The organism is Mesorhizobium erdmanii USDA 3471 (assembly GCF_000472705.1).
In the GTDB taxonomy this organism is placed as follows: Bacteria; Pseudomonadota; Alphaproteobacteria; order Rhizobiales; family Rhizobiaceae; genus Mesorhizobium; species Mesorhizobium erdmanii.
This window is the reverse complement of record NZ_AXAE01000016.1, coordinates 159,298-182,209: the sequence shown is the minus strand read 5'-3', so window position 1 is coordinate 182,209 and position 22,912 is coordinate 159,298. Positions and strand designations below refer to the sequence as shown.

Genomic DNA, 22,912 nt, shown 5'->3' with positions numbered 1-22,912 from the left:
GTTCGCCTCGGCCATTTTTGTTTGCGGGCCGGGACGCGCTCCGTTTGTCAGCCTGCGGCGGCGGTCGGAGCGCTCGGTTCCTCGACGAACCGTACTAGCACCGTCCCGTCGGTGACCTGCGCACCTTCCGTGGCTATCTCGGCAATCACCCCGTCATGCGGTGCGGCGATGGTGTGCTCCATCTTCATGGCCTCGAGGATCAGCAGGGCTTGTCCCTTCGTCACCGCATCGCCCTTGGCCACACGCACCAGCTTGACCAGGCCCGGCATCGGCGCGCGCAGGCTGCCGGAGGCGGCCGACGCGTCATCGCTCCTGGCCAGCGGGTCTGGTACCGCGAATGTATAACCGACTGCGCCTTCGAAGACCGTGATGTGGCCCGGCCAGCGGGCAAGGCGGGGAACGGCGCGAAAATCATGCGAATTGGCGCTATCAAAGGGTGCATCGAGCGTCACCTGAAAGCGTCCGTCCGCCCGTGCCGAAACCTTTGCCAGTATATCGGTCTCGCCGAACTTCAGCCGCGTGCGCCGCGCCACGCCGTGGAAATGCGCGTAGCCGGAAAGCGAAGACCATGGGTCGTTCGATGGCGGCAAAGCTCCTGCGCCGGAAGCGGCAAGGGCGGCTGCCGAGATGATTTCGCTGGTGGGCGGCGCGACGCTGGTCAGCGCCTCCTGGTGTCTGGCTATCAACCCGGTGTCGACGTCACCGGCACAAAAGTCCGGATCGGCGGCAAGCGCGGCAAGAAAAGCAGTGTTGACGGTGGAGCCGGCGATCTCGGTCTGCGACAGCGCCGCGCCGAGGGCATCCAGCGCCGCCTGCCTGTCCTTCGCGTGGACGACCAGCTTGGCGATCATCGGATCGTAATAGGGCGAGATGGCATCGCCGGCACGGACGCCGGTCTCGATGCGAATCATCGCCGCGTCGGGGGCCGAATCCGGAAATTTCAGATGATGCAGCGTGCCCGTCGCCGGCAGGAAGCCTTTCGCCGCGTCCTCCGCATAGATGCGTGCTTCGAAGGCATGGCCGGCAAGCGCGATCTCGCTCTGTGTCTTCGGCAGCTTCTCGCCGCTGGCGATCCGCAACTGCCATTCGACCAGATCGGTGCCGGTAACCATCTCGGTGACGGGATGCTCGACCTGCAGGCGCGTGTTCATTTCCAGGAACCAGAAGCGGTCGGCCTTGAGGCCTTGCGAGGCATCGACGATGAATTCGATGGTGCCGGCGCCGGAATAATTGATCGCCCTGGCGGCCTTCACGGCCGCCTCCGTCATCGCCTTGCGCAGCGCCGGTGTCATGCCGGGGGCGGGGGCTTCCTCGATCACCTTCTGGTGGCGGCGTTGCGCCGAGCAGTCGCGTTCGTAGAGATGCACCGCATTGCCGAAATTGTCGCCGAATACCTGCACTTCGATGTGCCGCGGCTTGTCGACATATTTCTCGACCAGCACGCGGTCGTCGCCGAAGGCGGCCTTTGCCTCGCGCCGGGCGCTGGACAGCGCCTCGGAGAAATCATCGGGATGCTCGACGCGCCGCATGCCCTTGCCGCCGCCGCCGGCGCGCGCCTTGATCAGTACGGGATAGCCGATCTCGCGCGCCTTGGACGCAAGCAGGACGATCTCCTGCGCCTCGCCATGATAGCCCGGCACGACCGGAACGCCGGCTTTCTCCATCAACCGCTTGGCGGCGTCCTTCAGGCCCATGGCGCGGATCGAGGCCGCCGACGGGCCGATGAAGGTGAGCCCTGCCGCCACCACCTGGTCGACGAAATCTGGATTCTCCGACAGGAAGCCGTAACCGGGATGGATGGCCTGCGCCCCCGTCGAAAGCGCCGCCGCGACGATCTTGTCGCCACGCAGATAGCTTTCGCCGACAGGCGAGGGGCCGATATGGACAGCTTCGTCGGCCATCTCGACATGCGGGGATTTCGCGTCGGCGTCCGAATAGACGGCGACGGTGCGCACGCCGAGCTTGCGGGCCGTGCGGATGACGCGGCAGGCGATCTCGCCCCGATTGGCGATCAGGATTTTGCTGAACATGGAGCCTCCCCGTTTCGCGGCAAGCGGCACCAGTTCGGCAGGCGCCTGCTTACTTCGACGCCGCGATCTCGCAGCCGCCGCCATTCGTCACCTTGTAGTGCGCGCGCGTGGCCTGGCAGGATTTCATCGCCAGTTCTTCCTCCACCTTTTGCGACGGTGCATTCAGCCGCGCGCCGCACAGGATGTAGAGCGAGACCACTCTTGAATACGGCGTGGTGGCGTAGGCCGAATGGCCGCTGGCCGCGACATAGGCTTTGTATGCCTTGGTGCATGGCGACTTCGGGTCGCCGTTCAAAGACGGTGGGAAACGCCTGTCCCCTTCGCTTCCCGCCAGGGATACGCCCGCGCCCGCGCCGGATGCCGAGAATATAAGAAGTGCGGCAAGTATTGAGGCGAATGCCTTCGGAAAATATTGCAGTTTCATTTCCACCCAATCCCCATTGCACGGTGCCGCCAAAGCATAAGCCGTAGCGAATATCCTCCGTCGCCGCCAGTACTGCGAAGGCGGCTCGCAATTTTGTGAGCGGGCGGACGATCTCATCCATGGCGGTCATCGTCACATCCTGAACACGCCGAAGCGTGTCTCCCCGGTCTCGGCGTTTAGCGTGGCGGACAGGCTGAGCGCCAGAACTTCGCGCGTCTTGGCCGGATCGATGATGCCGTCATCCCACAGGCGGGCGGACGAGTAGAGCGGATGGCCCTCATGCTCGTATTTCATCAGGATCGGCTTCCTGAATTTCGCTTCCTCGTCGGCGCTCCATTCGCCCCCTTTGCGCTCGATGCCTTCGCGCTTGACCATGGCGAGCACGGTCGCCGCCTGCTCGCCGCCCATCACCGAGATGCGCGCATTCGGCCACATCCACAGGAAGCGCGGCGAATAGGCCCGGCCGCACATGCCATAATTGCCGGCACCGAACGAACCGCCGATGATGACCGTCACTTTCGGTACTCTCGCGGTGGCAACCGCCATCACCAGCTTGGCGCCGTCCTTGGCGATGCCGCCGGCCTCGTATTTCCTGCCGACCATGAAGCCGGTGATGTTCTGCAGGAATACCAGCGGAATCCGGCGCTGGCAGCACAGCTCGATGAAATGCGCGCCCTTCAGCGCGCTTTCGGAAAACAGCACGCCATTGTTGGCGATGATACCGACCGGCATGCCGTGGAGATGGGCAAAGCCGGTGATCAGCGTGGTGCCGTAATTCTGCTTGAACTCGTCGAATTCGGATCCGTCGGCGAGGCGCGCGATCACCTCGCGCACATCATAGGGCTGACGCAGGTCGGTCGGCACCACGCCGTAAAGCTCATCCTCCGGATGAAGTGGTGGAATCGATTTTTGTAAGTTTAGACTTACGGTCTTGTTCCGATTCAGGTTTTTGACGATGCGGCGGCAGATGGCGAGCGCATGTTCGTCATCCATCGCATAATGGTCGGCAACGCCGGAAAGCCTTGTGTGGACGTCCGCCCCGCCCAGATCCTCGGCACTGACGTCCTCGCCGGTGGCCGCCTTCACCAGCGGCGGTCCGCCGAGAAAAATGGTCGCCTGGTTGCGCACCATGATCGTCTCGTCCGACATCGCCGGCACGTAGGCGCCGCCCGCGGTGCAGGAACCCATGACGCAGGCGATCTGTGGAATGCCGGCGGCCGACATGTTGGCCTGGTTGTAGAAGATGCGGCCGAAATGCTCGCGATCGGGAAACACCTCGTCCTGGTTGGGCAGGTTGGCGCCGCCGCTGTCGACCAGATAGATGCAGGGCAGATTGTTCTGCAGCGCGATCTCTTGCGCGCGCAGATGCTTCTTCACCGTCAGCGGGTAGTAGGTGCCTCCCTTCACCGTGGCATCGTTGACGACGACCATCACCTCGGTGCCTTCGACACGGCCAACGCCGGCGATCATGCCGGCCGAGGAAATCTCCTCGCCATACATCGACCACGCCGCAAACTGGCCGATCTCGAGGAAGGGCGAGCCGGTGTCGAGCAATTGCGCCAGGCGCTCGCGCGGCAGCAGCTTGCCGCGCGAAATGTGGCGCTCGCGCGCCTCGTCCGAGCCGCCGCGCTCGACGCTCGCGGCCTTTTCGGCGATGTCGGCCACCAGCGCGCGCATCCGCTCGGCGTTGGCGCGAAAGGTGTCTGAGGAGGGGGAGATCTGGGTCTGCAAGATGGCCATTCTATACCCCCTCCGCCATGATCTCGCGGCCGATAAGCCAGCGCCGGATTTCGCTCGTGCCGGCGCCGATTTCGTAAAGCTTGGCATCGCGCAACAGCCGGCCGGTCGGATAGTCGTTGATATAGCCGTTGCCGCCAAGCAGTTGGAGGGCGTCGAGCGCCATCTGCGTTGCCTTTTCGGCGGCAAACAGCACGCAGCCGGCGGCGTCCTTGCGGGTGGTCTGGCCGCGATCACAGGCGGCGGCGACGGCATAGACATAGGCGCGCGCGGCGTTCATCACCGTGTACATGTCGGCCAGCTTGCCTTGCACGAGCTGGAACTCGCCGATCGGCTGGCCGAACTGCTTGCGTTCGTGGACGTAGGGGATCGCCACGTCGAGGCACGCGGCCATCAGGCCGATCGGGCCGCCGGCAAGCACGGTGCGCTCATAGTCGAGGCCCGACATCAGCACCTCGACGCCGCGCCCTTCCTCATGCAGCACATTGTCGAACGGCACTTCGACATCTGCGAATACCAACTCCCCGGTGTTGGAGCCGCGCATGCCGAGCTTGTCGAGTTTTTGCGCCACGGAGAACCCTGTCATCGCCTTCTCGACGATGAAGGCGGTGATGCCGCGCGACTTCCGCTCCGGATCGGTCTTGGCGTAGACGACCAGCGTGTCGGCGTCCGGCCCGTTGGTGATCCACATCTTGGTGCCGTTGAGCACATAGCGGTCATTGCGCTTTTCGGCGCGCAGCTTGAGCGAGACGACGTCGGAGCCGGCGCCGGATTCCGACATCGCCAGCGCGCCGACGCGTTCGCCCGAGCAGAGCGGCGGCAGGAATTTCTCCTTCTGCGCCGGCGTAGCCCAGCGGTTGATCTGGTTGACGCACAGGTTGGAATGGGCGCCGTAGGAGAGGCCGACCGAAGCCGAGGCGCGGGAAATCTCTTCCACCGCGATCACGTGGGCGAGATAGCCCATGCCGCTGCCGCCGAAATCGGGATCGGCGGTGATGCCGAGCAGGCCGAGCCCGCCGAGCTCGCGCCACAGATGTGCCGGAAATTCGTTTTGTCGATCGATATCACCGGCGATCGGCGCGATTTTGTCCTGTGCGAAGCGCCGCACCAGATCGCGCAGCGCCTCGATATCCTCGTCATGCCCGAAGCTGAGCGTGTTCGTGTACATGCTTTTCCTCCGTGGCGCATGACCCCGAAAATCGACTTCGATTTTCGGAAGGGATCATGCGCGAAAACTAAAGTGGGACAGCGTCCTTTGTGCGTCCGATGGACGCGCGGCGCTGTCAGCGATCTTCGCGCCGACGAGCCGCATTGTCATTGAAAGATATGTCGCCGTTACTTCAGGGACCGAAAGCCGCTCGCCGGGCCGGAACCACACGATGACGCCGGTCATCATCTGGATCAGCGCCATGGCCGTCAGGCCGGTGTCCTCGACGTTGAAGATACCCGCTTCGGCGCCATCACGCAGGATGCCGCGCAGTTCCTTCTCATAGGCCGTGCGCATGCGCAGGATCTGTGTCAGCCTGTCGGGCGACAGGCTGCGCAACTCCATGTTCGAGACGTGCGTGGCGTGCCGGCGCTCGATGTGGAAAGCGATGTGATTGCGCAGATAGGCCGCAAGCTGCTGCGTCGGATCGGCGCCGGTTGGCTTGATGCGTTCCCAGGCCTCGCGAAGCCCCTGCATGTGCTCGCGCATCAGGGTGAACAGCAGGTCTTCCTTGGTCGGGAAATAGCGGTAGAGCGCGGCCGCCTGCACGCCGACCTCGGAGGCCAGCTGGCGCATCGACATTGCCTCGTAGCCGTAGCGCGCGATCAGGTTGACCGCCGCTTCGCGGACAGCCGCTTCGGTTCGTTCGCCGTCGGATCCCGTGGTGCGCGCCATACCAGCCTCGTTAGGGCGAGGATAATAAAACGAACGTTCAATTAATTCAAGGGTGCCCGTCGAATTCAAGTGGCGCGAATGCGCTTAAGCGACGACCCTGAAGTCGCCAGGCGCGGTCCAGGTCTCGATCTCGTCGACATCGATCCGTGCGACCGAAGCGCCCTGCGGGCCTTGCCAAAGACGTTCGATCATGACGGAAACCGCGGCGTCGGCGCCGGCAAGCCATGCCGTTACAGAACCGTCTCTCTCGTTGCGCACCCAGCCCACCAGCCCAAATCCCGTCGCCTCGCCTCGCGCCCAGATCCTGTAGCCGACGCCCTGCACCTTGCCGTATACGCGGGCCTGCACCGCCCTTTTCCGATCGTTCATGGCGCGCTCCTTGCATAGAGTCTGGCGCAGGATCGAGCGAAGGCAACCGGCATGAGGGGGGGAGGGTATCGAATATGAGCTAGCTAGGTGTGTGCGTGAATAGCTGGCTCGCCCCAAAAAATAATTGACTAAGTCAACTTTTTTGCGATGATCCGGCACGTGGCAACCTTCCTGGGCGTCTGACATGCCAGAAGATCGGAAAGCTTTGGTCAGCAATATCCGTGGCTTCAACCGGTTCTATACCGGCCTGATCGGGCTGCTCGACGAGACCTTGACGCACAGCGCCTACACGCTGACCGAGGCGCGGGTGCTGTTCGAACTGGGCCGACGACCTGGCCATTTTGCCGCCAATCCTGGCGGTCCGGCAGGCTTTCTGGCGCGGGCGCTTCAAATCGATTTCGCACCAGCCGTGTCCGATATCGCCCGGGAACTCCGGCTGGATCCGGCCTACATCATGAGAATCCTTCGAAAATTCTCTGCCGCCGGCCTGATAGACGCGCGTGCCGGCCCCGATGCTTCGCGCCGGCGTCTCCTCGCCCTTACCTTACGCGGTCAGGCTGCGCTCGCCGCACTCCAGGCGGCCGCGGATCGCGATGTCGCCCGCCTGACTGCGGATCTGGGCGACGAGGAAGCCGCCGAGTTGTCGGATATATTGGCGCGCGCCAGGCAGTTGCTGGGCGGAGCGCCAGCATCTGAGCGCTCCGAAATAGCCTAGTTCCCCCGCGCCGCCGCCAGCGCGCCAGGCAGTTCCTCGGCAAAAATATCCAGCTCGTGGTCGAGGCCGACGCTGACGCGGATGCAGCGGTCGAGCCCCGGCGCCATCGGCTTGCGGATGAACACGTCGCGCGACAACAGCCCCTGCAGTATCTTCAACGCGAAGGCGCCGTCTTGGCCGCAATCGATGGTGACGAAATTGGTTGCGGAGGCCAGCGGCGTCAAACCGTTCTGCTGGGCGATCTCAGCGATGCGCCGGCGCCCGGCAGCCACCCGCGCCACCACCGTCTCGAGATAGGCCTGGTCGGCGAGTGCCTCGACGCCGGCAATCTGCGCCATGCGGCTGACGCCGTAATGGTTGCGGATTTTTTCGAAGTCGCGGATCACTTCCGCCTCCGCTACGGCATAGCCGCAGCGTATGCCGGCAAGCCCATAAGCCTTTGAAAAGGTTCGCATGCGGATGACATTCGGCCGGGAAATATCGATCGGCGGCAGGGCCGAGGCCGGACCCAGTTCGCCATAGGCCTCGTCGAGCACCAGCATCGTGGTCTCCGGCAGCGCCTCGATGAAGCGGATGATTTCGCCCGCTTCCCACCAACTGCCCATCGGGTTGTCCGGGTTGGACAGATAGACCAGAGGTGCCTTTTCCCTGACGGCCGCCGCGAGCAAACCATCCAGGCTCTCGCGATCGTTCTCGTAAGCGACGGTCACCAGCCGCCCGCCGACGCCGGCGATATGGAAGTTGAAGGTCGGATAGGCGCCGAGCGAGGTGACCACGGCATCGCCGGGCGCCACATACATGCGCGCGACCAGGCTGAGCAGGCCGTCGATGCCTTCGCCGACAACGACGTTCTCGACGGCCACGTCGTGATGCGCGGCAGCCGCGACCTTCAGATCGAAATTGTCGGGATCGCAATACATCCATTGGTCGCGCGCGACACTCTCCATGCGGGCGATGACGCGCGGCGAAGGACCAAAACTGCTCTCATTGGCACCGATGCGGGCGCGAAAAGCCCGCCCGCGTTCGCGCTCCTGCGCTTCCGGGCCGACAAACGGCACGGTCGAGGGCAGCGCTGCGATGAGCGGGGAGAGGGGAGGGCGCGGACGCATGGCGGAAGCTCGCGTGGAAAGGGACTTCTTGCTAGCGTGACCAGATGGCTGGCGCAAGCTCGGAGGAGCCGCCGGCAGGGAATGTGGCGTGCCTGGAAAGCCGGCATCACGTCGGATTTGCTGGATTCTCCCGCACCCTTTTGCTAGCGAGACAGGATGAGCAACCGACTGCCGCCCGCTTGGGCAAAGCACCTCAAGACCCAATCGGCGAAGAAGGCTGTATCGCTGACAGCCGCGCTTCCGAAAGCCCAACCGCCAACGATCGCCATGTCCCGCACGCATGCTGACGACATGCTGTTGAGGCAGGCCCTGGAACTGCGGTAGGCCGAACAACTGCCCGAAGCCGAGGAACTTTGCCTCACGGTTCTGGCGCGGACGCCCGAACATCCGCTAGCGCTGTATATGCTGGGGACGATGGGGCTCGGGTTCGATGACGAAAAGGCTTTGCGGTATTTTGCTCGAGCGGTGCGAGCAGAGCCTCGTAACCCCTTTTACCACCTTAGCTTGGGGGAAGCCTATCTCAAGGTGAGCGAGTTTTCGCCTGCGATCCGGCACATTGAGTACGCCTTGGCCATCAAGCCGGATCTGGTAGAAGCGCTGTGCTCCTTGGGTGATGCGTACAACGCGTTCGACAAGGCGGAAATGGCGCTACCGCTGTTCGAGAAGGCGCTGAAACTCGCGCCAGATCATTCTTCGGCCCGGATGGGGCTGTCCCACGCACTTTCAGGCCTCGGACGTATGGACGAAGCGGCGGTTCATCTGAAAAATGCGATAGAACGGCGCATCTCTTTACCGGCTGCGTATAACGCACTTGTACATACGCGGAAATACAGGGAAGAGCCGCCGGAACTCGCAGCAATCCTGGCAGAGCTTCGAGACCCGGATCACGGGTCGGAGAGTGCGGCAGCGCTTCATCACGCGGCCGGGAAAGTGCTCAATGACATTGGTCGCTACAAGGAGGCGATGGAGCACTTCAAGAAGGCAAATCAAGCTACCGGTCATAAATTCGACTTGGAAAACTACCGTCGTTGGGTCGATGCCATGATCGAAACGTTCACGCCGGAACTGATGGCGTCAATGGCCGCTTATGGCAATTCCTCGGAGGTGCCGGTATTCGTTGTCGGCATGCCTCGCTCGGGCACGACGCTGACGGAGCAGATTTGTGCCAGCCATCCCGATGTCCATGGCGCGGGCGAGCTCAGCAAGCTTAGACGAATAGCGATGGGGTATTGGCCTCGGCAACCGCTTCGGCGTGAACATCGGCGAATTGATAGCGACAATACTGACGATCTGGCCAGGGCTTTAGCCGAGGAGCATCTTGCCTATCTGCGGGAGCGAGCACCAGATGCCGTTCGTATAGTCGACAAGATGCCTCACAACTTCGAGCTGATCGGCCTCATCTTCCTTCTCTTCCCCAATGCGCGTATCATTCATTGCCGCCGCGATGCCATTGACAATTGCATCTCCTGCTTCGTCCTGCAATTCAGTAAAGCCCACAGCTACAGTGCCGATCTTCAAACGCTGGGACTTTACTACAGGGAATATGATCGCTTGATGCGCCATTGGCAGAGGGTTTTCCCCGGACGTATTTTCGAAAATTGCTATGAGACGCTGATCGAAAATCAGGAGGAGCAGTCTCGCCGGCTCATGGATTATCTCGGACTGCTCTGGGACGATGCCTGTCTGCGTTTTTTTGAGAGGGATAGCTCGGTAAATACCTACAGCAGGTGGCAGGTTCGTCAACCGATATACAAGTCATCCGTGAGGCGATGGAAGAATTACGGAAGTGAGATCCAGCCGTTAATTGATTCGTTGGGCGATCTTGCTGAGCTTTGACCGGAACATTCTAGCCTACGCCGGCTTTCCTAAGTTCATGTATTTAACCTCGGTGGTCACTCGCCTTCGCTCCGTCCTCTGGGACTTCCTCTTGCGGCGCCAAGTTTGGTAAAATGCTTGCGTGGCAAAATCCTACTGCATGAAGATCGGCCGACGCGCCTGTCAGTTCGTCCTCCTCGGGCTTGTGCGGCTGGGTGCGGACTTCTGCTCGGCTGCGTTCTTCGGCTGGGGTAACGGCCGCATGGAATCCTTGTGCCTTCGCTACGCTTTGCTAGGCCGAGGATGACTACGTTGGGCGGATGCCCAAATGCAGCATTGTGCGACGGCACCTAGGGACCCTGCCAACGGAAAAGAAAAACCCGGCGGTTGCCCGCCGGGTTCCGGTTTTCGCCGAAGCGAAGTCTGTTAGAACGAGCGCTGGAAGCGGAGGATACCGCCGACGCTGTTTTTCTTGGCGGCACCGGTCCAGTCGACATTGGACGGGTCGGTGGTGACATCACCGAACTTGCCATAGTGGTCGTAATCAACTTCCGCCGTAACGGTGAAGCCGGGAACGACGTCATAGGCGATGTTAGCTGCCACGCCGTAGTTCTTGAGCTGATCACCCGAAACCTGAAGGTTGAACGAGGTCTTTTCGTTGAACTTATACGTGCCGCCAGCCCAGAACGCCCAGTTGCCGCCCCACTGCTTGTAGAAGCCGCGACCGTGAGCAGCGACAAAGTTGGTCGAGTCGTCGTTGAGCTTGCCGTCAGAGCCGTAGCCGCCCATGATGAACAGCGACAGTGCACTGGACACATTCACGTCCAAGCGGGCCTTGCCGGCCACCGATTCGTAGTTGCTGTCGTAAGCGACAACGCCGGTGATGGCGCCCCAACCCTGCGTGTACTTCACGCCGCCGACGACATGCGGAACATAGCTGTCGATCGTACCAACCGCGCCCGAGCCCTCTTCGAGCGAGACCACGGCCGAGAAGCCGTTGCCGGCGTCGAAGTAGTACTGGACCACGTTCGTGTCGAAGTTGCCGTAGGGAACGATCGTATCCTGGATGACGTTGCCTGCGTAGCCGATGAACGTATCGAACGCCGATTCGTCCTTAACCTACGCGGAGACCACCGAGCTGGATCCAGGCGAAGTTCAGCGAAACGCCCTTGTTGTGCGCGGAGTTGACGGTCCTATCGCCAAAGGTGGTGGCGCCATAGCCGTTGTTGTTGCCGAAGTTGAAGCGTGTCTCGGTATAGGTCTTCAACGTACCGAGCTCGGTTTCCTGGCCGGTCCAGGTCTTCAGCGTGAAGCGGGCGTTCTTTTCAAAGGTGGCCTGGTCCTTGCCGCTCTGCACGTCAAAGGTACGCGCGCCATCGAACGAGCCGATATCACCCACGCCGATGTCATAACGGACATAGCCGCCGATGCGCAGGCAGGTTTCGGTGCCGGGGATGTAGAAGTAGCCGGCGCCGTAGACGTCGCAGATCTTGACGTATTCAGCGGGTTCCGGCTCGGCGACGACGACGGCGTCGGCGGCGCGCGCACCGGAAACTGCGATCAGGGCCGCAGCGGAGCCGAGAAGAAGGCTCTTGATGTTCATTTTCTGACCTCCAGTCAAAAGTTAAAAAACGGGTCTGGGTATTCTTTGCTGAAGGACAGCGTTCCCTGCCCCATCCCCACTACCGAAAAAGATGCGCACCGCGCCGCTTCCTCGAAACCGACATTACCCATAGCCGGCGGCGTTCAACAACGATCGTACCGGCGAAAGGGCTGTTCGGCTGCTATCCCCCAGCGTTATTGCACAAATGACACGATTTTGGCTCACTCAGAAAGCTCTCGTTAACCATTCGGCCGCCGCAAGCGCTTGTTTCCGGCCGAATCCGGCAACCGGCTGACGGAATCAAGGCGAGGCTGCCAGTCATTAGCCAGGGATTTGCCGCAGAACCGCCCCACCCGGGAAAGGCGCGGTTCGGCGCGCCTGTTATTTTTCCATATAATGGCGCGGGCTTGTTGATTGTGCCGGCGCTTTTCTTTATCCAGCGGCGCAACGGAGAGGTGGCCGAGTGGTCGAAGGCGCTCCCCTGCTAAGGGAGTAGAGGTCAAAAGCTTCTCGTGGGTTCGAATCCCATCCTCTCCGCCACCCTACGCCCTGCGGGCTTCGGGTGGCAGGCCACCCGAAGCGCTAAGAGCGTGGGGTGTCGCCCGAAGCTACGAAGTGGCGCAGGGGGACTATGTGGTACGTTTATTTCCTGCAACTCCACGATGGTGACGTCTATGTCGGGTCGACAAACGATCTTCGACGCCGGTTCGAATCGCATCAATCAGGCTATGTGACTTCGACCAAGGCTGATCTGTCTGTCGCCTTGAAGACGTATATCGCGGTCGAAGCCGAGGCCAACGCACGGCAGCTAGAGCGGTATTTCAAGACCGGATCGGGCAAAGCTTTTGCGAACAAGCGATTTTGCCGAACTGAGCCCCACTGACTACCCTCTATGCTATCTATTTGAGATAAAACGTAAAACTGCCATTCGATCTGCTTTTTTCTAACCTCCACGTTCGATTCTGACTGGAGGTCAGAAAATGAACATCAAGAGCCTTCTTCTCGGCTCCGCTGCGGCGCTGATCGCAGTTTCCGGTGCGCGCGCCGCCGACGCCGTCGTCGTCGCCGAGCCGGAACCCGCTGAATACGTCAAGATCTGCGACGTCTACGGCGCTGGCTATTTCTACATCCCCGGCACCGAGACCTGCCTGCGCATCGGCGGCTATGTCCGCTATGACATCGGCGTGGGTGGCCGCGAAGGTCATACCAATGTGCCGGATACGCTGGGTGATGGAACCCACGACACGTATCACAAGCAGGCTCGCTTTACGCTGAAGACCTGGACCGGACAGGAAACCGAACTCGGCACCTTGAAGACTTACACCGAGACCCGCTTCAACTTTAAGGACGGCTGGGATTCTGAGGCGGGTAGCTCGACATCGCTGAACTTCGCCTGGATCCAGCTTGGTGGCCTGCGTGTCGGTAAAGACGAATCGGCTTTCGATACGTTCATCGGTTATGCTGGCAACGTCATCGACGATACGCTCGTTCCTTACGGCTCGTTCGACACCAACGTCGTTCAGTACTACTTTGACGCTGGCAATGGCTTCTCGGCGGTCGTCTCGCTCGAAGATGGCGCTGATGTTTACACGATCGACAGCTACGTTCCGCACATCGTCGGCGGCGTGAAGTACACCCAGGGTTGGGGTGCGATCACCGGCGTGGTTGCCTATGAAAGCAATGCAGAAGAGTGGGCTGGTAAGGTTCGCTTGGATGTGAATGCCACCAACGAACTGTCGCTGTTCGTCATCGGCGGCTATGGTTCGGACTCGAACACTGTTCACAACTTCTACAAGTTGTGGGACGGTAACTGGGCGATCTGGGGCGGCGGTTCCTACAAGTTCAACGAGAAGACCTCGTTCAACGTCCAGGCCTCGTATGACGAAGGCAAGACCTTCGGTCTGGCCGCGAACGTGGCTTACGACATCGTTCCTGGCTTCACGGTCACCGCCGAAATCGACTACTTCAACAAGGCTGCGGGTGACTTCCGCCCGGCCAAGGTTGACGGTGTCGGCGGTATCCTCCGCTTCCAGCGCTCCTTCTAAGGGCTGGTACTCTACAGGTGCAATCCAGCCCGGGCGCGCAAACGCCTGGGCTGTATTTGTTTCGTGACTGGGTCACCGCAGAAGATGGAAAGGGGGAATCGGTAGCTGAACAGGTCCGTAGGGTTGATCTCGTGGGGCCCGCCATTGGCGAGTGAGATCACAACTTCGTGATCAAATCTCTTGAAAGGACGCTTCCAAGCAGGTAGGGCTGATCTATCCGCTCGGGGGAGTGATGAACCATGACCAACGAAGCGATCCAAGAGGGGTACTCTTCTGATCAGTTTTCGATGTTTTCTTATCACAGTTCGAAAATTAAATATACGTATAACAAGATTAGAGAAGTAAGGTCGTATAAGGTTGGAGAGCTTTTTTCAGCTTATCGAGACATACTGTGGGATGATGGGCGGCATAAATACAATGTCAGCTCGTTCATCGGCGAGATAGATGAAATTCTCCTTGGGGAGCGTTTCAGCGTCTTTGACCAGAGTACCCTGGACAACCTTATCGGCACCTTGCGCCAGCGCGGCAACAGCAACGCAACCATCAATCGAAAGATGGCTGCCCTCAGCAAACTGCTGCGCAAGGCTTACAAGATGGGAGATATCCACAGCCTGCCCGAGTTCCGCCGCCAGAAAGAGCGGGCGGGACGGATTCGTTTCCTCGAGAGGGAGGAAGAGGCGAGGCTGTTTTCTGCCATAAGAAGCCGCAGCGAGGATGCCTACAGGCTTTCCGTATTCCTGGTCGACACCGGATGCCGCCTTGGCGAGGCGCTCGGTCTGATCTGGAACGACATCCAGGAACACCGCGTCTCCTTCTGGATCACCAAATCCGGCCGCAGCCGCACCATTCCGATGACCGAACGGGTCAAGGAAGTCATCAAGCTGCCTCCGGCCGAAGGACGCCGGCCCAAGGGCCCGTTCACTAAAGGCTCAGTACCGTGCCATCTGGAACGAGGCGAAAGCCGAAGTCGGACTCGCCGCTGACGACCAGGTCGTTCCGCACATCCTGCGTCATACCTGCGCCTCGCGTCTTGTCCAGGGCGGCATCGACATAAGGCGCGTGCAGATGTGGCTCGGCCATCAGACGCTGTCGATGACCATGCGCTACGCGCATCTGGCCACCAATGATCTCGATGGCTGCGTTATCGTGCTCGAGACACCTCGTGCCAGCGCGGCCGATAGCGATTCGGCACTTGCCTCACCTGCACCGAGGCCAACCCGGCAGAAAAAGGCGCACAGGCACGAAAAGAAGAGCGATCAGGGCGAAGAGACGTCGCCGCCTAAGGCCGCCCGGAGAAGCTCAAAATCCCGGTAGATAGGTCGAATGAACAAGAAGGCTGGTGATCAAGACCGATCGCCAGCCTTCTTCCTTAGGCCCCCCTGTCCTTCCGCGCGAGCGAGAAAGTCCGCGATATCACCGGGCAAGTTGCCGGTTTCGAGGAACGGCGCGTGGCCCTGGCCCTCGACCGTGATCGCTTCCATTGCCGGATGGTGCTCTCGCATTTGCCGCATGGTTTCCGCGGACAGCAGTCTCGAATTGGCGCCGCAGATGGTGAGCAAGGGAATGGCCGCCAGTACGTCGAACTGCGGCCACAGCGCCGGCAACGGCTGCGACAGGTCGAGACCGGCCACCGTGTCGACCAGTTTGGGATCGAAATCCGGCAACAGCCCTTGATCCGTCTCGCGATAGAGCGCCCCCACCATTCGTGTCCAGTCGAGGTCGGTGAGCGCGGGAAAATCCTTGCCATGAATGCTGCGCTGGGCAGCCACCACCTCGGCGAACGTTTTCGGCTTCGGCGTGCGTTCGAGATAGGACTGGATGTGAGCGAGGCCGGCCGGTTCGATCACCGGGCCGATGTCATTGAGGACAATGGCCCTCAGCGCGGCCGGTCGTAGCGCACCGAGCACATGGATGATCAGCCCGCCGCGTGAGGTGCCGATGAAAGCCGCCTCCGCGATATCGAGTGCGGCCAGCCCGGCAAGAATGTCGCCGGCCTCGACACCGACATTATAGTGGCTGACATCTGGATCGTAGGCCGACCGTCCGCGTCCGCGATAGTCGAAGGCGACCACCTTGCGCGGCATCGCGGATCGCGTCGAAAGATAAACTGCCAGCTCGTGAAAATCCCGCGCGTTGCGGGTCAGGCCAGGCAGGCAGACGACAGGCCAGTGTCCGGAATTCGCTTCGCCATAGACGCGGGCGTGGAGCTTGAGCCCGTCAGGCGCAGTGTAGAAAAAGTCGGAGAAACCGTCGTCGCTCGCCATCTGAGTGCCGCCCTTGCTGGATCGGTCCGACAGCTACAGGCGAGGAGAAGGATCGTCAAATGAACGCGCCTCCCTTCTTTCCCTTGTTTGGACCGGAGGTGTGCGAGGACATCGCGAGCAGTTTTGCATGTTGCGCAACGAGGGGGGCGGGATGCCGTTCGAGGACAAAAGCGCGATGTCTCCGGTCCAGATAAAGGGAGAGGAAGAGCATCAGCTGCGCCCGTTCACGAGGTCGCCGACAATGTCGTATTTGCCGGAAATACGCATCTTGTAGACCTCGTAATTCTCCATCACGCGCTGTACGTAACTTCTTGTTTCCGTGTAGGGAATCCGCTCGATCCAGTCGACCACCGCGTCGATGTCCTTGCCGCGCGGGTCGCCGTATTTGGCCACCCATTGGCTGGCCCGGTTGGGGCCGGCATTGTAGCCGGCGAAGGTCAGCACGTAGGAGCCGTTGAAGCGGTCGAGCTGCTCGCCGAGGAAGGCTGAACCGAGTGTGGCATTATAGCCGGCGTCGGTGGTCAGCCGCGCCTGCGAAAACTGCAGTCCGGCCTTCTTTGCCAGTTGCCTGGCGGTACCCGGCATCAACTGCAGCAGCCCGCGCGCGCCGGCACTGGATACGGCGCCAACGTTGAATTCGCTCTCCTGGCGGGCGATCGCATAGGCCAGTGCCTTGCCCGAGCCGGAAATATTGGCCGAATCGGGGATGACGCCGAGCGGGTGCGACAGCGCGCCGACATCGATGCCGCGTGCCCCGGCGATCTTGCCGATCTTCAGCGCCATGAAATGATTGTCCTGCTTTTCGGCAAGGACAGCGAGCAGCGCCAGTTCGCCCGGGCTGGCCAACTGCCCGGCGAGGTCGCGATAGAGTGTCTCGGCATAGCGGTCGTAACCGGCATCCTGAAGCCGCTTGATGGCGCTGACAGCCTCGCGGCCGGCAAAATTCTGCCGGTCGGCGGAACTTGGCGAGGGGTAGACGATGTTGAGCGCCTGCCGGCCGACGCGTTCGGCGGCAAGTTGGCCGTAAAAAGTCGTGCCATAGGCGGCTGCACGGCCAAAATACTCCTTGGCATTGCCCGGACCGCCGACTTCCGCCGCACGGCCGAGCCAGTAATAGGCGCGCGACAACGTCATCGGTCCCTGGGCAAGGTCGGCAATGCGCGAAAAATGCGTTGCGGCAAGCTTGGGGTCGTTCAGGCCGCGCAGCGCATACCAGCCGGCATGGAATTCGGCCTCGGCCGCATTGGCAGCACTTTCCGCGGCGTGCGTGGCGACGATCTTGTAGGCGGTCTTCATGTCGCCCTGGTCGACCAGTTCGCGCGACAGCACCCGGCGCTCGACCCACCAGGCGTCCGGATCGACCAGGGCCTCGCGGTCCGTCGGTGCCTTCATCACGACGGCGGCGGCACCGGCAAAATCCTCCTGCTTGCGCAGATATTCGGCTTGCGCGAAGAAGTAGCCGGCCGACCGCTGGGATGCCGGTACGGCCTTCAGCAGTTTCAACGCATTCTTGTCGCCTCTGTCGGCCGCGGCCCATGCCTCGGCAAATTGCTGGGTGCCGGCAAGGCCGGCAATGCGCAGCGCGGAGTTCACCCGATCGGCATAGAACATGCGGTCCATCCGAAAACGGTGATCGGCGGCAGGGATCAGGCCGCCGAATTCCTTGATCAGAGTCGTCTCGTCCTTGGCTTCCAGGATCGTGGTGCGCCAGAACGGCGACAGCACCGAGCGTGCCGCCTTGACGTTGCCCGTCGCCACATAGGCGCGGGCAAGGACCATGACGCCTTCGAACGTCTGCGGCTGGCTGCCGTCGAATGCCGCAATGACGATGTCGGGGGCGGGGTTTTCGCGGTAGAGCGCGCGCTCGCTGTTCTTGCGCAAGGCGACGGTGCCGGGCCAGTTGGGCAGCATCTTGGCGGCGGCGGCGATGTCGCCGCTCGGAACCTTGTCACCGCCGTAAAGCGCGATCGCCCAAGCCAGTATGTGCTGGTCGAGCGATTGAGCGGGAAGCGCATCGCGCACACTGCGGGCGGTGGGAATATTGCCGGCCGCCAGAGCGTCCAGCCCGCTCTTCAACATCGCGACGCTGGGCGGAGGGGCCTGCTGGACCTTATCCTGTGGGCTCGGCATCGGGATCGCCGAGGTGACCCGCGCATCGACGCTACCGCTGATCGCCACACCGGGCATCAGCGCGGCGATGGCGCCAAGCAGCGCGAAGAGGTGGGGCCGACTGGTCGGCATGATCTGGTGTCTTTCCTCAGTCGAGCATTCTACCAGCAGGCGAAGATGCCTCGAAGCCTAAACTTAGGTCGTGAAGGGCTCGTAAACAAAGAGTTATCGAGGCCGTTCGAATTGCGCTTGCTGGCATCATGCCAATGCTTGCCGCGCAACCATGTCGAGACTATGGTGCGCCGCTTCGCTTTCGGTTAGAAGGCGCGCACGACAAACTGATCGACAAAACACCGATGCATGTCGCCCAAAAGTGGTTACCGGTTTCGGGGCAACGACATGCACGGACAAAGAAGTCCCAAGGAGTTGGACGACATGCTGAGAGGCTCGCTTACTGCGCTCGTGACACCGTTCGAAAAGAGCGGGCGTTTCGACGAGAAAGCCTTTCGCGCTTTCGTCGAATGGCAGCTTGCCGAGGGCACGACGGGTCTGGTTCCCGTGGGCACGACCGGCGAGTCGCCGACGCTGTCGCATGACGAGCACCGCCATGTCGTCAAGGTCTGTATCGAGGTCGCCAACGGCCGCGCTCCGGTCGTTGCCGGCGCCGGCTCCAACAACACCGCTGAGGCCGTCGGCCTCGTTCAATATGCCGAAAAGGCCGGCGCCGATGCCGCCCTGGTCGTCACGCCCTACTATAACAAGCCGACCCAGCGCGGCCTCTATGAGCATTTCGCCGCCGTCGCCAGGGCGACCAAGCTGCCGATAATCATCTACAACATCCCGCCGCGTTCGGTGATCGACCTGATGCCGGAGACGATGGGCCGGTTGGCCCACGACTTCAAGAACATCGTCGGCGTCAAGGACGCCACTGGCAAGGTCGAGCGTGTCTCCGAGCAGCGCATGACCTGCGGGAAGGATTTCATCCAGCTTTCCGGCGAGGATGCCTCGGCGCTCGGCTTCAACGCGCATGGCGGCGTCGGCGCCATTTCGGTGACGTCGAACGTCGCGCCGCGGCTCTGCGCCGAATTCCAGGAGGCAACGCTCTCCGGTGACAGCGCCAAAGCGCTGGAATTGCAGGACCGCCTGCTGCCATTGCACAAGGCGATCTTCCTGGAGCCGGGCGTGTCCGGCGCCAAATACGCGCTGTCGAAGCTCGGCAAGGTCGAGAACGTGCTTCGGTCGCCGTTGGTGACGGTCGAACAGGCGACCGCCGAAAAGATCGATGCGGCGATGAAGCACGCCGGCTTGATAAACTAGGGATGAGGCGCCACCTCTCCGCATTATGAATCAAGTCAGAAAAGCCGATCCCAACAACAAGACCGTTGCGGAGAACCGCAAGGCGCGGTTCTCGTATGAGGTGCTCGACACGATCGAGGCCGGCTTGGTGCTGACCGGCACCGAGGTCAAGTCGCTGCGGCAGGGCCAGGCCAATATCCAGGAGAGCTACGCCTCGGTGGAAGGCGGCGAGATCTGGCTGATCAATTCCTATCTGCCGGAATATTTGCAGGCCAACCGCTTCAACCATGAACCGCGCCGGCGCCGCAAACTCCTGCTCAACAAGCGCGAGATGGCCAAGCTGTCGCAAAGCGTCGACCGCGAAGGCATGACGCTGGTGCCGCTGAAGATCTATTTCAACGATCAGGGCCGCGCCAAGCTCTTGCTTGCCGTGGGGCGCGGCAAGAAGCTGCACGACAAACGCGAAACCGAAAAGCAGCGCGACTGGTCGCGTGAGAAGGGGCGGTTGCTGAAGGAACGTGGGTGAGGAGTGGTCCACGAAGCGGACGAAAAGCCAACGATTTGGCTTTTCGAGCGACGAACGGTGAAGGCCCGGTCCGCCTTCGGGCGGATCAAAAGGTCCAGGGGACATTTTGAAGGGGCTGAACGCCCGAAGAGCAGGGAGCCATAGCGAAGGGCCGGGCATCGGCTGATAGCCCTGGAAACGCAACTGTTTGGCTTTCACGTTTCGAACAAAGTACCAGAGGGGACAGTCTTGAAGAACCGGATCATCCTCTGGGGATCGGTCAGCCTGGTTTTTGCAGCTCTGGTCGCGGCTGGCGGTTTGGTCTACTTCCACACTTATTCTCCCGACCGTGGCAAGTATCCGGTCAGAGGCATCGACGTTTCCCATCATCAGGGCCAGATCGACTGGCGGCGCGTTGCTGGCGATGATGTCGCCTTCGCCGTCATCAAGGCGACCGAAGGTGGCGATCATGTCGATCGCGCCTTTGCCACCAATCTGCGTGAGGCTCGTGCGGCCGGCCTTGCCGTTGGCGCCTATCATTTCTTCACCTTCTGCCGGCCCGGCGCCGACCAGGCGAAAAATTTCATCTCGGTCGTGCCGCACGATCAGCCCTTGCTGCCGCCGGTGGTCGACATAGAGTTCGGCGGCAACTGTCCGCGGCGTCCATCGCCCGAACAGTTGAATGCCGAGCTCGGGGCTTTCCTGGGACCTGTCGAGGCGGCGTTCGGCAAACCGGCGATCGTCTATCTGACCGACGAGGCCGAGGCCGCCTATGCCGGACGGATCGCCGCCCGCCCGCTCTGGCTTCGCTCGCTGCTCGTCGAACCAGACCGCCACGACTGGGTCTATTGGCAGTATCACAACAGGGGGCGCGTGGACGGCATTTTGGGCGATGTCGATTTGAACGTGCTGCAGGGTGGGCAAGAGAGGTTGGCCGAGCTGTTTGCGCCCGTGCCTTGAAGTCTGACTCTATGCCTTCAGGAACGCCGCGATCTCGCTGAAGACATTGACGAACATTTCTTCCGTCAAGACCCCGGTATTGGTGTTGTAGCGCGAGCAGTGGTAGCTGGAAAACAGCGTGATGCCACCAGCTGGTAATTGCCCGCCATGCTTGAACGGATAGGCGGCGACGCGCCCGCCGAGTGCGCGCACCGTGGATTGATGGGCGATCGATCCCAGTGCCAGCACGGCGCGAAGCTTTGGGAAGCTGGCGATCGTCGGCACCAGGAATGTCCGGCAGGTGGAGATTTCGGCGCCGACAGGCTTGTTCTCCGGTGGCACGCAGCGCACCGCATTGGTGATCGCGGTGCCGACAAGCTCCAACCCGTCATCGGGCCGTGCCTTGAACTCGCCGCGCGCGAAGCCGTGGGCAATCAATGTCGAATAGAGCAGGTCGCCGGCATAGTCGCCGGTGAACGGGCGTCCGGTGCGGTTGGCGCCGCGCAGGCCCGGCGCCAATCCGACGATCAGCAGCTGAACCGCCGCTTCGCCTTCGGGCGGCAAAAAAGTCGGCACCGGCGCGTTGAACCAGGATGGCTCACGCTGCCGCCACTCGGCGATAAAATCATGCAGCCGTGGGCAGAGCGGGCAGTCGCGGTTCGGTTCGGAAGCGGAGAGGGCGGTCAAGGCGACCGGCCTCAGTAGTCGTCCTCGTCGACTTCAGCCGGCTCGGGCCGCCGCACGGGCCTTTCGGAAGGATCGCGGCCGACCTCGTTCTTCAGTGTCGTCAGGTCGATGAAATGGTCGGCTTGGCGGCGCAGATCGTCCGAGATCATCGGTGGCTGCGAGGCCATGGTCGAGACGATCGACACCTTGCGGCCACGCCGCTGCAGCGCCTCCACCAGTGTGCGGAAATCACCGTCGCCGGAAAAGATGACATAGTGGTCGACGACATCGGCGAGTTCCAGCGCATCGACTGTAAGTTCGATGTCCATATTGCCCTTGATCTTGCGGCGGCCGGTCGAGTCGGTGAATTCCTTGGCCGGCTTGGTGACGACCTTGAAGCCGTTATAGTCGAGCCAGTCGATCAGCGGACGGATCGAGGAGTATTCCTGATCCTCCACCAGCGCCGTGTAATAGTAGGCGCGCAACAGATAGCCGCGCTTCTGGAAGCTGGACAGGAGCTTGCGATAGTCGATGTCGAAGCCGAGCGCCCGCGAGGTTGCGTAGAGGTTGGCACCGTCGATGAACAGGGCGATTTTTTCGCGAGGGTCGAACATGGAAAATATCCTTTTCGAAAAATGCGGCCGTCTAAACGAAATGCGATAGCGACTATCGGTCAGGCGCATAATAAACCGGCTGACCTTGGTCATCCGAGATAACGCCAGTTTGGCGGCAATCCAAGGCGTGATGGGGCAATGCAAGCAATTGTGATCGCGGCGTCGAACGAAGCGCGCGCCTCGGTTTTGCCAAATCCGGTCTCTGGACAGGGGATTGTGCGCCCAGCGGCCTCGCCAATGCCATCATGCTTGTATTTCGGCGGCATTCGGGTTATGGACCGCGCCTGTTTTCCACTAAATCCAGGCATGAAAGGGGCAGTCCATGGCCCGCGTAACCGTTGAAGATTGCATCGACAAGGTCGACAACCGCTTCGAGCTGGTGCTTTTGGCCGGCCACCGTGCTCGCCAGATCAGCCAGGGCGCGCAGATCACCGTTCCTCGCGACAACGACAAGAACCCGGTCATCGCCTTGCGCGAGATCGCCGACGAGACGCTGTCGCCCGACGATCTCAAGGAGGATCTGATCCATTCGCTGCAGAAGCATGTCGAGGTCGACGAGCCCGAAGCCGATGGCGAGGTGATCGCCGATCAGACCGGCGGCGCCGTTGCGGCCGCCGATACCGATGATGCCGAGGAGAATGTCACGTTCGATCGGATGACCGAGGAAGACCTGCTGGCCGGTATCGAGGGGCTGGTGCCGCCGGAAAAGAGCGACGATTACTAAGAGGACTCTCGGGAAGCGCCTGGATCAAGCACCCGGCACTTCCGTCCTTGCAGTTTCGTGGCTATC

At 61.5% G+C, this 22,912-nt stretch carries 19 protein-coding genes, 1 tRNA gene and 2 pseudogenes; 10 read left to right on the top strand and 12 right to left on the bottom strand.

The window, feature by feature from the left end:
- Positions 1-47: 47 nt before the first annotated feature.
- The 6 genes from A3AU_RS0113910 to A3AU_RS0113885 form a co-directional block, all read right to left on the bottom strand.
- Positions 48-2,030: an acetyl/propionyl/methylcrotonyl-CoA carboxylase subunit alpha gene (locus A3AU_RS0113910; protein WP_027053380.1), complete on the bottom strand. Its 1,983-nt coding sequence runs from the start codon at positions 2,028-2,030 to the stop codon at positions 48-50.
- A 49-nt stretch (positions 2,031-2,079) separates the two neighbouring features.
- Positions 2,080-2,454, bottom strand: a complete 375-nt coding sequence (locus tag A3AU_RS0113905) for a hypothetical protein (protein ID WP_027053379.1) — start codon at positions 2,452-2,454, stop codon at positions 2,080-2,082.
- 132 nt (positions 2,455-2,586) lie between these two features.
- The gene (locus A3AU_RS0113900; protein WP_027053378.1) at positions 2,587-4,194 is read right to left on the bottom strand and encodes a carboxyl transferase domain-containing protein; all 1,608 of its coding nucleotides are present in this window, start codon (positions 4,192-4,194) and stop codon (positions 2,587-2,589) included.
- Position 4,195: 1 nt separating this feature from the next.
- Positions 4,196-5,359 carry an isovaleryl-CoA dehydrogenase gene (locus tag A3AU_RS0113895; protein WP_027053377.1) on the bottom strand — a complete coding sequence of 388 codons (1,164 nt, stop codon included), beginning with the start codon at positions 5,357-5,359 and terminating at the stop codon, positions 4,196-4,198.
- A 54-nt stretch (positions 5,360-5,413) separates the two neighbouring features.
- The gene (locus A3AU_RS0113890; RefSeq protein ID WP_027053376.1) at positions 5,414-6,073 is read right to left on the bottom strand and encodes a TetR/AcrR family transcriptional regulator; all 660 of its coding nucleotides are present in this window, start codon (positions 6,071-6,073) and stop codon (positions 5,414-5,416) included.
- 84 nt (positions 6,074-6,157) lie between these two features.
- A complete protein-coding gene (locus A3AU_RS0113885) occupies positions 6,158-6,442 on the bottom strand; it encodes an acylphosphatase (protein WP_027053375.1) in 285 nt (94 codons plus the stop codon).
- A 184-nt stretch (positions 6,443-6,626) separates the two neighbouring features.
- On the opposite strand from A3AU_RS0113885, the gene A3AU_RS0113880 reads away from it, so the two are divergent.
- Complete coding sequence (locus A3AU_RS0113880; RefSeq protein WP_027053374.1) at positions 6,627-7,157, top strand: MarR family transcriptional regulator; 531 nt, start codon at positions 6,627-6,629, stop codon at positions 7,155-7,157.
- Here A3AU_RS0113880 and A3AU_RS0113875 read toward each other — a convergent pair.
- Positions 7,154-8,266, bottom strand: a complete 1,113-nt coding sequence (locus A3AU_RS0113875; protein ID WP_027053373.1) for a pyridoxal phosphate-dependent aminotransferase — start codon at positions 8,264-8,266, stop codon at positions 7,154-7,156. The genes A3AU_RS0113880 and A3AU_RS0113875 overlap by 4 nt on opposite strands.
- 333 nt (positions 8,267-8,599) lie before the next feature.
- Between A3AU_RS0113875 and A3AU_RS1000000136860 the strand changes: the two genes are divergently transcribed.
- Positions 8,600-10,102 (top strand): tetratricopeptide repeat-containing sulfotransferase family protein, encoded by a 1,503-nt coding sequence (locus A3AU_RS1000000136860; protein WP_245235482.1) that lies wholly within the window; start codon positions 8,600-8,602, stop codon positions 10,100-10,102.
- A 405-nt stretch (positions 10,103-10,507) separates the two neighbouring features.
- Here the strand turns inward: A3AU_RS1000000136860 and A3AU_RS1000000136855 are convergent.
- Positions 10,508-11,684 (bottom strand): annotated as a pseudogene (locus A3AU_RS1000000136855) (porin).
- Positions 11,685-12,133: 449 nt separating this feature from the next.
- On the opposite strand from A3AU_RS1000000136855, the gene A3AU_RS0113860 reads away from it, so the two are divergent.
- From A3AU_RS0113860 to A3AU_RS1000000140750, 4 genes and pseudogenes are all read left to right on the top strand, one after another.
- Positions 12,134-12,224, top strand: a tRNA-Ser gene (locus tag A3AU_RS0113860).
- 91 nt (positions 12,225-12,315) lie between these two features.
- Positions 12,316-12,567, top strand: a complete 252-nt coding sequence (locus A3AU_RS01000000135395; protein ID WP_032917332.1) for a GIY-YIG nuclease family protein — start codon at positions 12,316-12,318, stop codon at positions 12,565-12,567.
- 97 nt (positions 12,568-12,664) lie between these two features.
- Positions 12,665-13,729 carry a porin gene (locus tag A3AU_RS0113855; RefSeq protein ID WP_027053372.1) on the top strand — a complete coding sequence of 355 codons (1,065 nt, stop codon included), beginning with the start codon at positions 12,665-12,667 and terminating at the stop codon, positions 13,727-13,729.
- A 329-nt stretch (positions 13,730-14,058) separates the two neighbouring features.
- A pseudogene (locus A3AU_RS1000000140750) lies at positions 14,059-14,884 on the top strand (tyrosine-type recombinase/integrase); the annotation flags it as partial.
- Between the two features lie 188 nt (positions 14,885-15,072).
- Here the strand turns inward: A3AU_RS1000000140750 and A3AU_RS0113845 are convergent.
- Both A3AU_RS0113845 and A3AU_RS0113840 read right to left on the bottom strand, forming a co-directional pair.
- On the bottom strand, positions 15,073-15,993 hold the full coding sequence (locus A3AU_RS0113845) for an alpha/beta fold hydrolase (protein WP_027053371.1): 921 nt from the start codon (positions 15,991-15,993) through the stop codon (positions 15,073-15,075).
- Positions 15,994-16,203: 210 nt separating this feature from the next.
- Positions 16,204-18,234 carry a lytic transglycosylase domain-containing protein gene (locus A3AU_RS0113840; RefSeq protein WP_027053370.1) on the bottom strand — a complete coding sequence of 677 codons (2,031 nt, stop codon included), beginning with the start codon at positions 18,232-18,234 and terminating at the stop codon, positions 16,204-16,206.
- 303 nt (positions 18,235-18,537) lie between these two features.
- Between A3AU_RS0113840 and dapA the strand changes: the two genes are divergently transcribed.
- The 3 genes from dapA to A3AU_RS0113825 all read left to right on the top strand — a co-directional run bounded on the left by dapA (position 18,538) and on the right by A3AU_RS0113825 (position 20,863).
- A complete protein-coding gene (gene dapA, locus A3AU_RS0113835; protein ID WP_027053369.1) occupies positions 18,538-19,419 on the top strand; it encodes a 4-hydroxy-tetrahydrodipicolinate synthase in 882 nt (293 codons plus the stop codon).
- Positions 19,420-19,444: 25 nt separating this feature from the next.
- Positions 19,445-19,924, top strand: coding sequence for an SsrA-binding protein SmpB (gene smpB / locus A3AU_RS0113830; protein ID WP_027053368.1), 480 nt, complete (start codon positions 19,445-19,447; stop codon positions 19,922-19,924).
- Positions 19,925-20,152: 228 nt separating this feature from the next.
- Positions 20,153-20,863 carry a glycoside hydrolase family 25 protein gene (locus A3AU_RS0113825; protein WP_027053367.1) on the top strand — a complete coding sequence of 237 codons (711 nt, stop codon included), beginning with the start codon at positions 20,153-20,155 and terminating at the stop codon, positions 20,861-20,863.
- Between the two features lie 9 nt (positions 20,864-20,872).
- Here A3AU_RS0113825 and A3AU_RS0113820 read toward each other — a convergent pair whose 3' ends face one another.
- Positions 20,873-21,529 (bottom strand): uracil-DNA glycosylase, encoded by a 657-nt coding sequence (locus tag A3AU_RS0113820; protein WP_027053366.1) that lies wholly within the window; start codon positions 21,527-21,529, stop codon positions 20,873-20,875.
- A gap of 11 nt (positions 21,530-21,540) precedes the next feature.
- The gene (locus A3AU_RS0113815; protein WP_010915096.1) at positions 21,541-22,122 is read right to left on the bottom strand and encodes a LabA-like NYN domain-containing protein; all 582 of its coding nucleotides are present in this window, start codon (positions 22,120-22,122) and stop codon (positions 21,541-21,543) included.
- A 322-nt stretch (positions 22,123-22,444) separates the two neighbouring features.
- Here A3AU_RS0113815 and rpoZ point away from each other — a divergent pair, with 322 nt between their 5' ends.
- Positions 22,445-22,846, top strand: coding sequence for a DNA-directed RNA polymerase subunit omega (rpoZ, locus tag A3AU_RS0113810; protein ID WP_013896382.1), 402 nt, complete (start codon positions 22,445-22,447; stop codon positions 22,844-22,846).
- Positions 22,847-22,912: the final 66 nt, after the last annotated feature.

Bases quoted from the DNA above. Each gene is read 5' to 3' on its own strand.
- A3AU_RS0113910 (WP_027053380.1), bottom strand. From the start codon at position 2,030: ATGTTCAGCAAAATCCTGATCGCCAATCGGGGCGAGATCGCCTGCCGC.
- A3AU_RS0113845 (WP_027053371.1), bottom strand. From the start codon at position 15,993: ATGGCGAGCGACGACGGTTTCTCCGACTTTTTCTACACTGCGCCTGAC.
- A3AU_RS0113905 (WP_027053379.1), bottom strand. From the start codon at position 2,454: ATGAAACTGCAATATTTTCCGAAGGCATTCGCCTCAATACTTGCCGCA.
- A3AU_RS0113880 (WP_027053374.1), top strand. From the start codon at position 6,627: ATGCCAGAAGATCGGAAAGCTTTGGTCAGCAATATCCGTGGCTTCAAC.
- A3AU_RS0113855 (WP_027053372.1), top strand. From the start codon at position 12,665: ATGAACATCAAGAGCCTTCTTCTCGGCTCCGCTGCGGCGCTGATCGCA.
- A3AU_RS0113840 (WP_027053370.1), bottom strand. From the start codon at position 18,234: ATGCCGACCAGTCGGCCCCACCTCTTCGCGCTGCTTGGCGCCATCGCC.
- A3AU_RS0113895 (WP_027053377.1), bottom strand. From the start codon at position 5,359: ATGTACACGAACACGCTCAGCTTCGGGCATGACGAGGATATCGAGGCG.
- dapA (WP_027053369.1), top strand. From the start codon at position 18,538: ATGCTGAGAGGCTCGCTTACTGCGCTCGTGACACCGTTCGAAAAGAGC.
- A3AU_RS0113815 (WP_010915096.1), bottom strand. From the start codon at position 22,122: ATGTTCGACCCTCGCGAAAAAATCGCCCTGTTCATCGACGGTGCCAAC.
- A3AU_RS0113875 (WP_027053373.1), bottom strand. From the start codon at position 8,266: ATGCGTCCGCGCCCTCCCCTCTCCCCGCTCATCGCAGCGCTGCCCTCG.
- A3AU_RS0113885 (WP_027053375.1), bottom strand. From the start codon at position 6,442: ATGAACGATCGGAAAAGGGCGGTGCAGGCCCGCGTATACGGCAAGGTG.
- A3AU_RS0113900 (WP_027053378.1), bottom strand. From the start codon at position 4,194: ATGGCCATCTTGCAGACCCAGATCTCCCCCTCCTCAGACACCTTTCGC.
- A3AU_RS01000000135395 (WP_032917332.1), top strand. From the start codon at position 12,316: ATGTGGTACGTTTATTTCCTGCAACTCCACGATGGTGACGTCTATGTC.
- A3AU_RS0113890 (WP_027053376.1), bottom strand. From the start codon at position 6,073: ATGGCGCGCACCACGGGATCCGACGGCGAACGAACCGAAGCGGCTGTC.
- rpoZ (WP_013896382.1), top strand. From the start codon at position 22,445: ATGGCCCGCGTAACCGTTGAAGATTGCATCGACAAGGTCGACAACCGC.
- smpB (WP_027053368.1), top strand. From the start codon at position 19,445: ATGAATCAAGTCAGAAAAGCCGATCCCAACAACAAGACCGTTGCGGAG.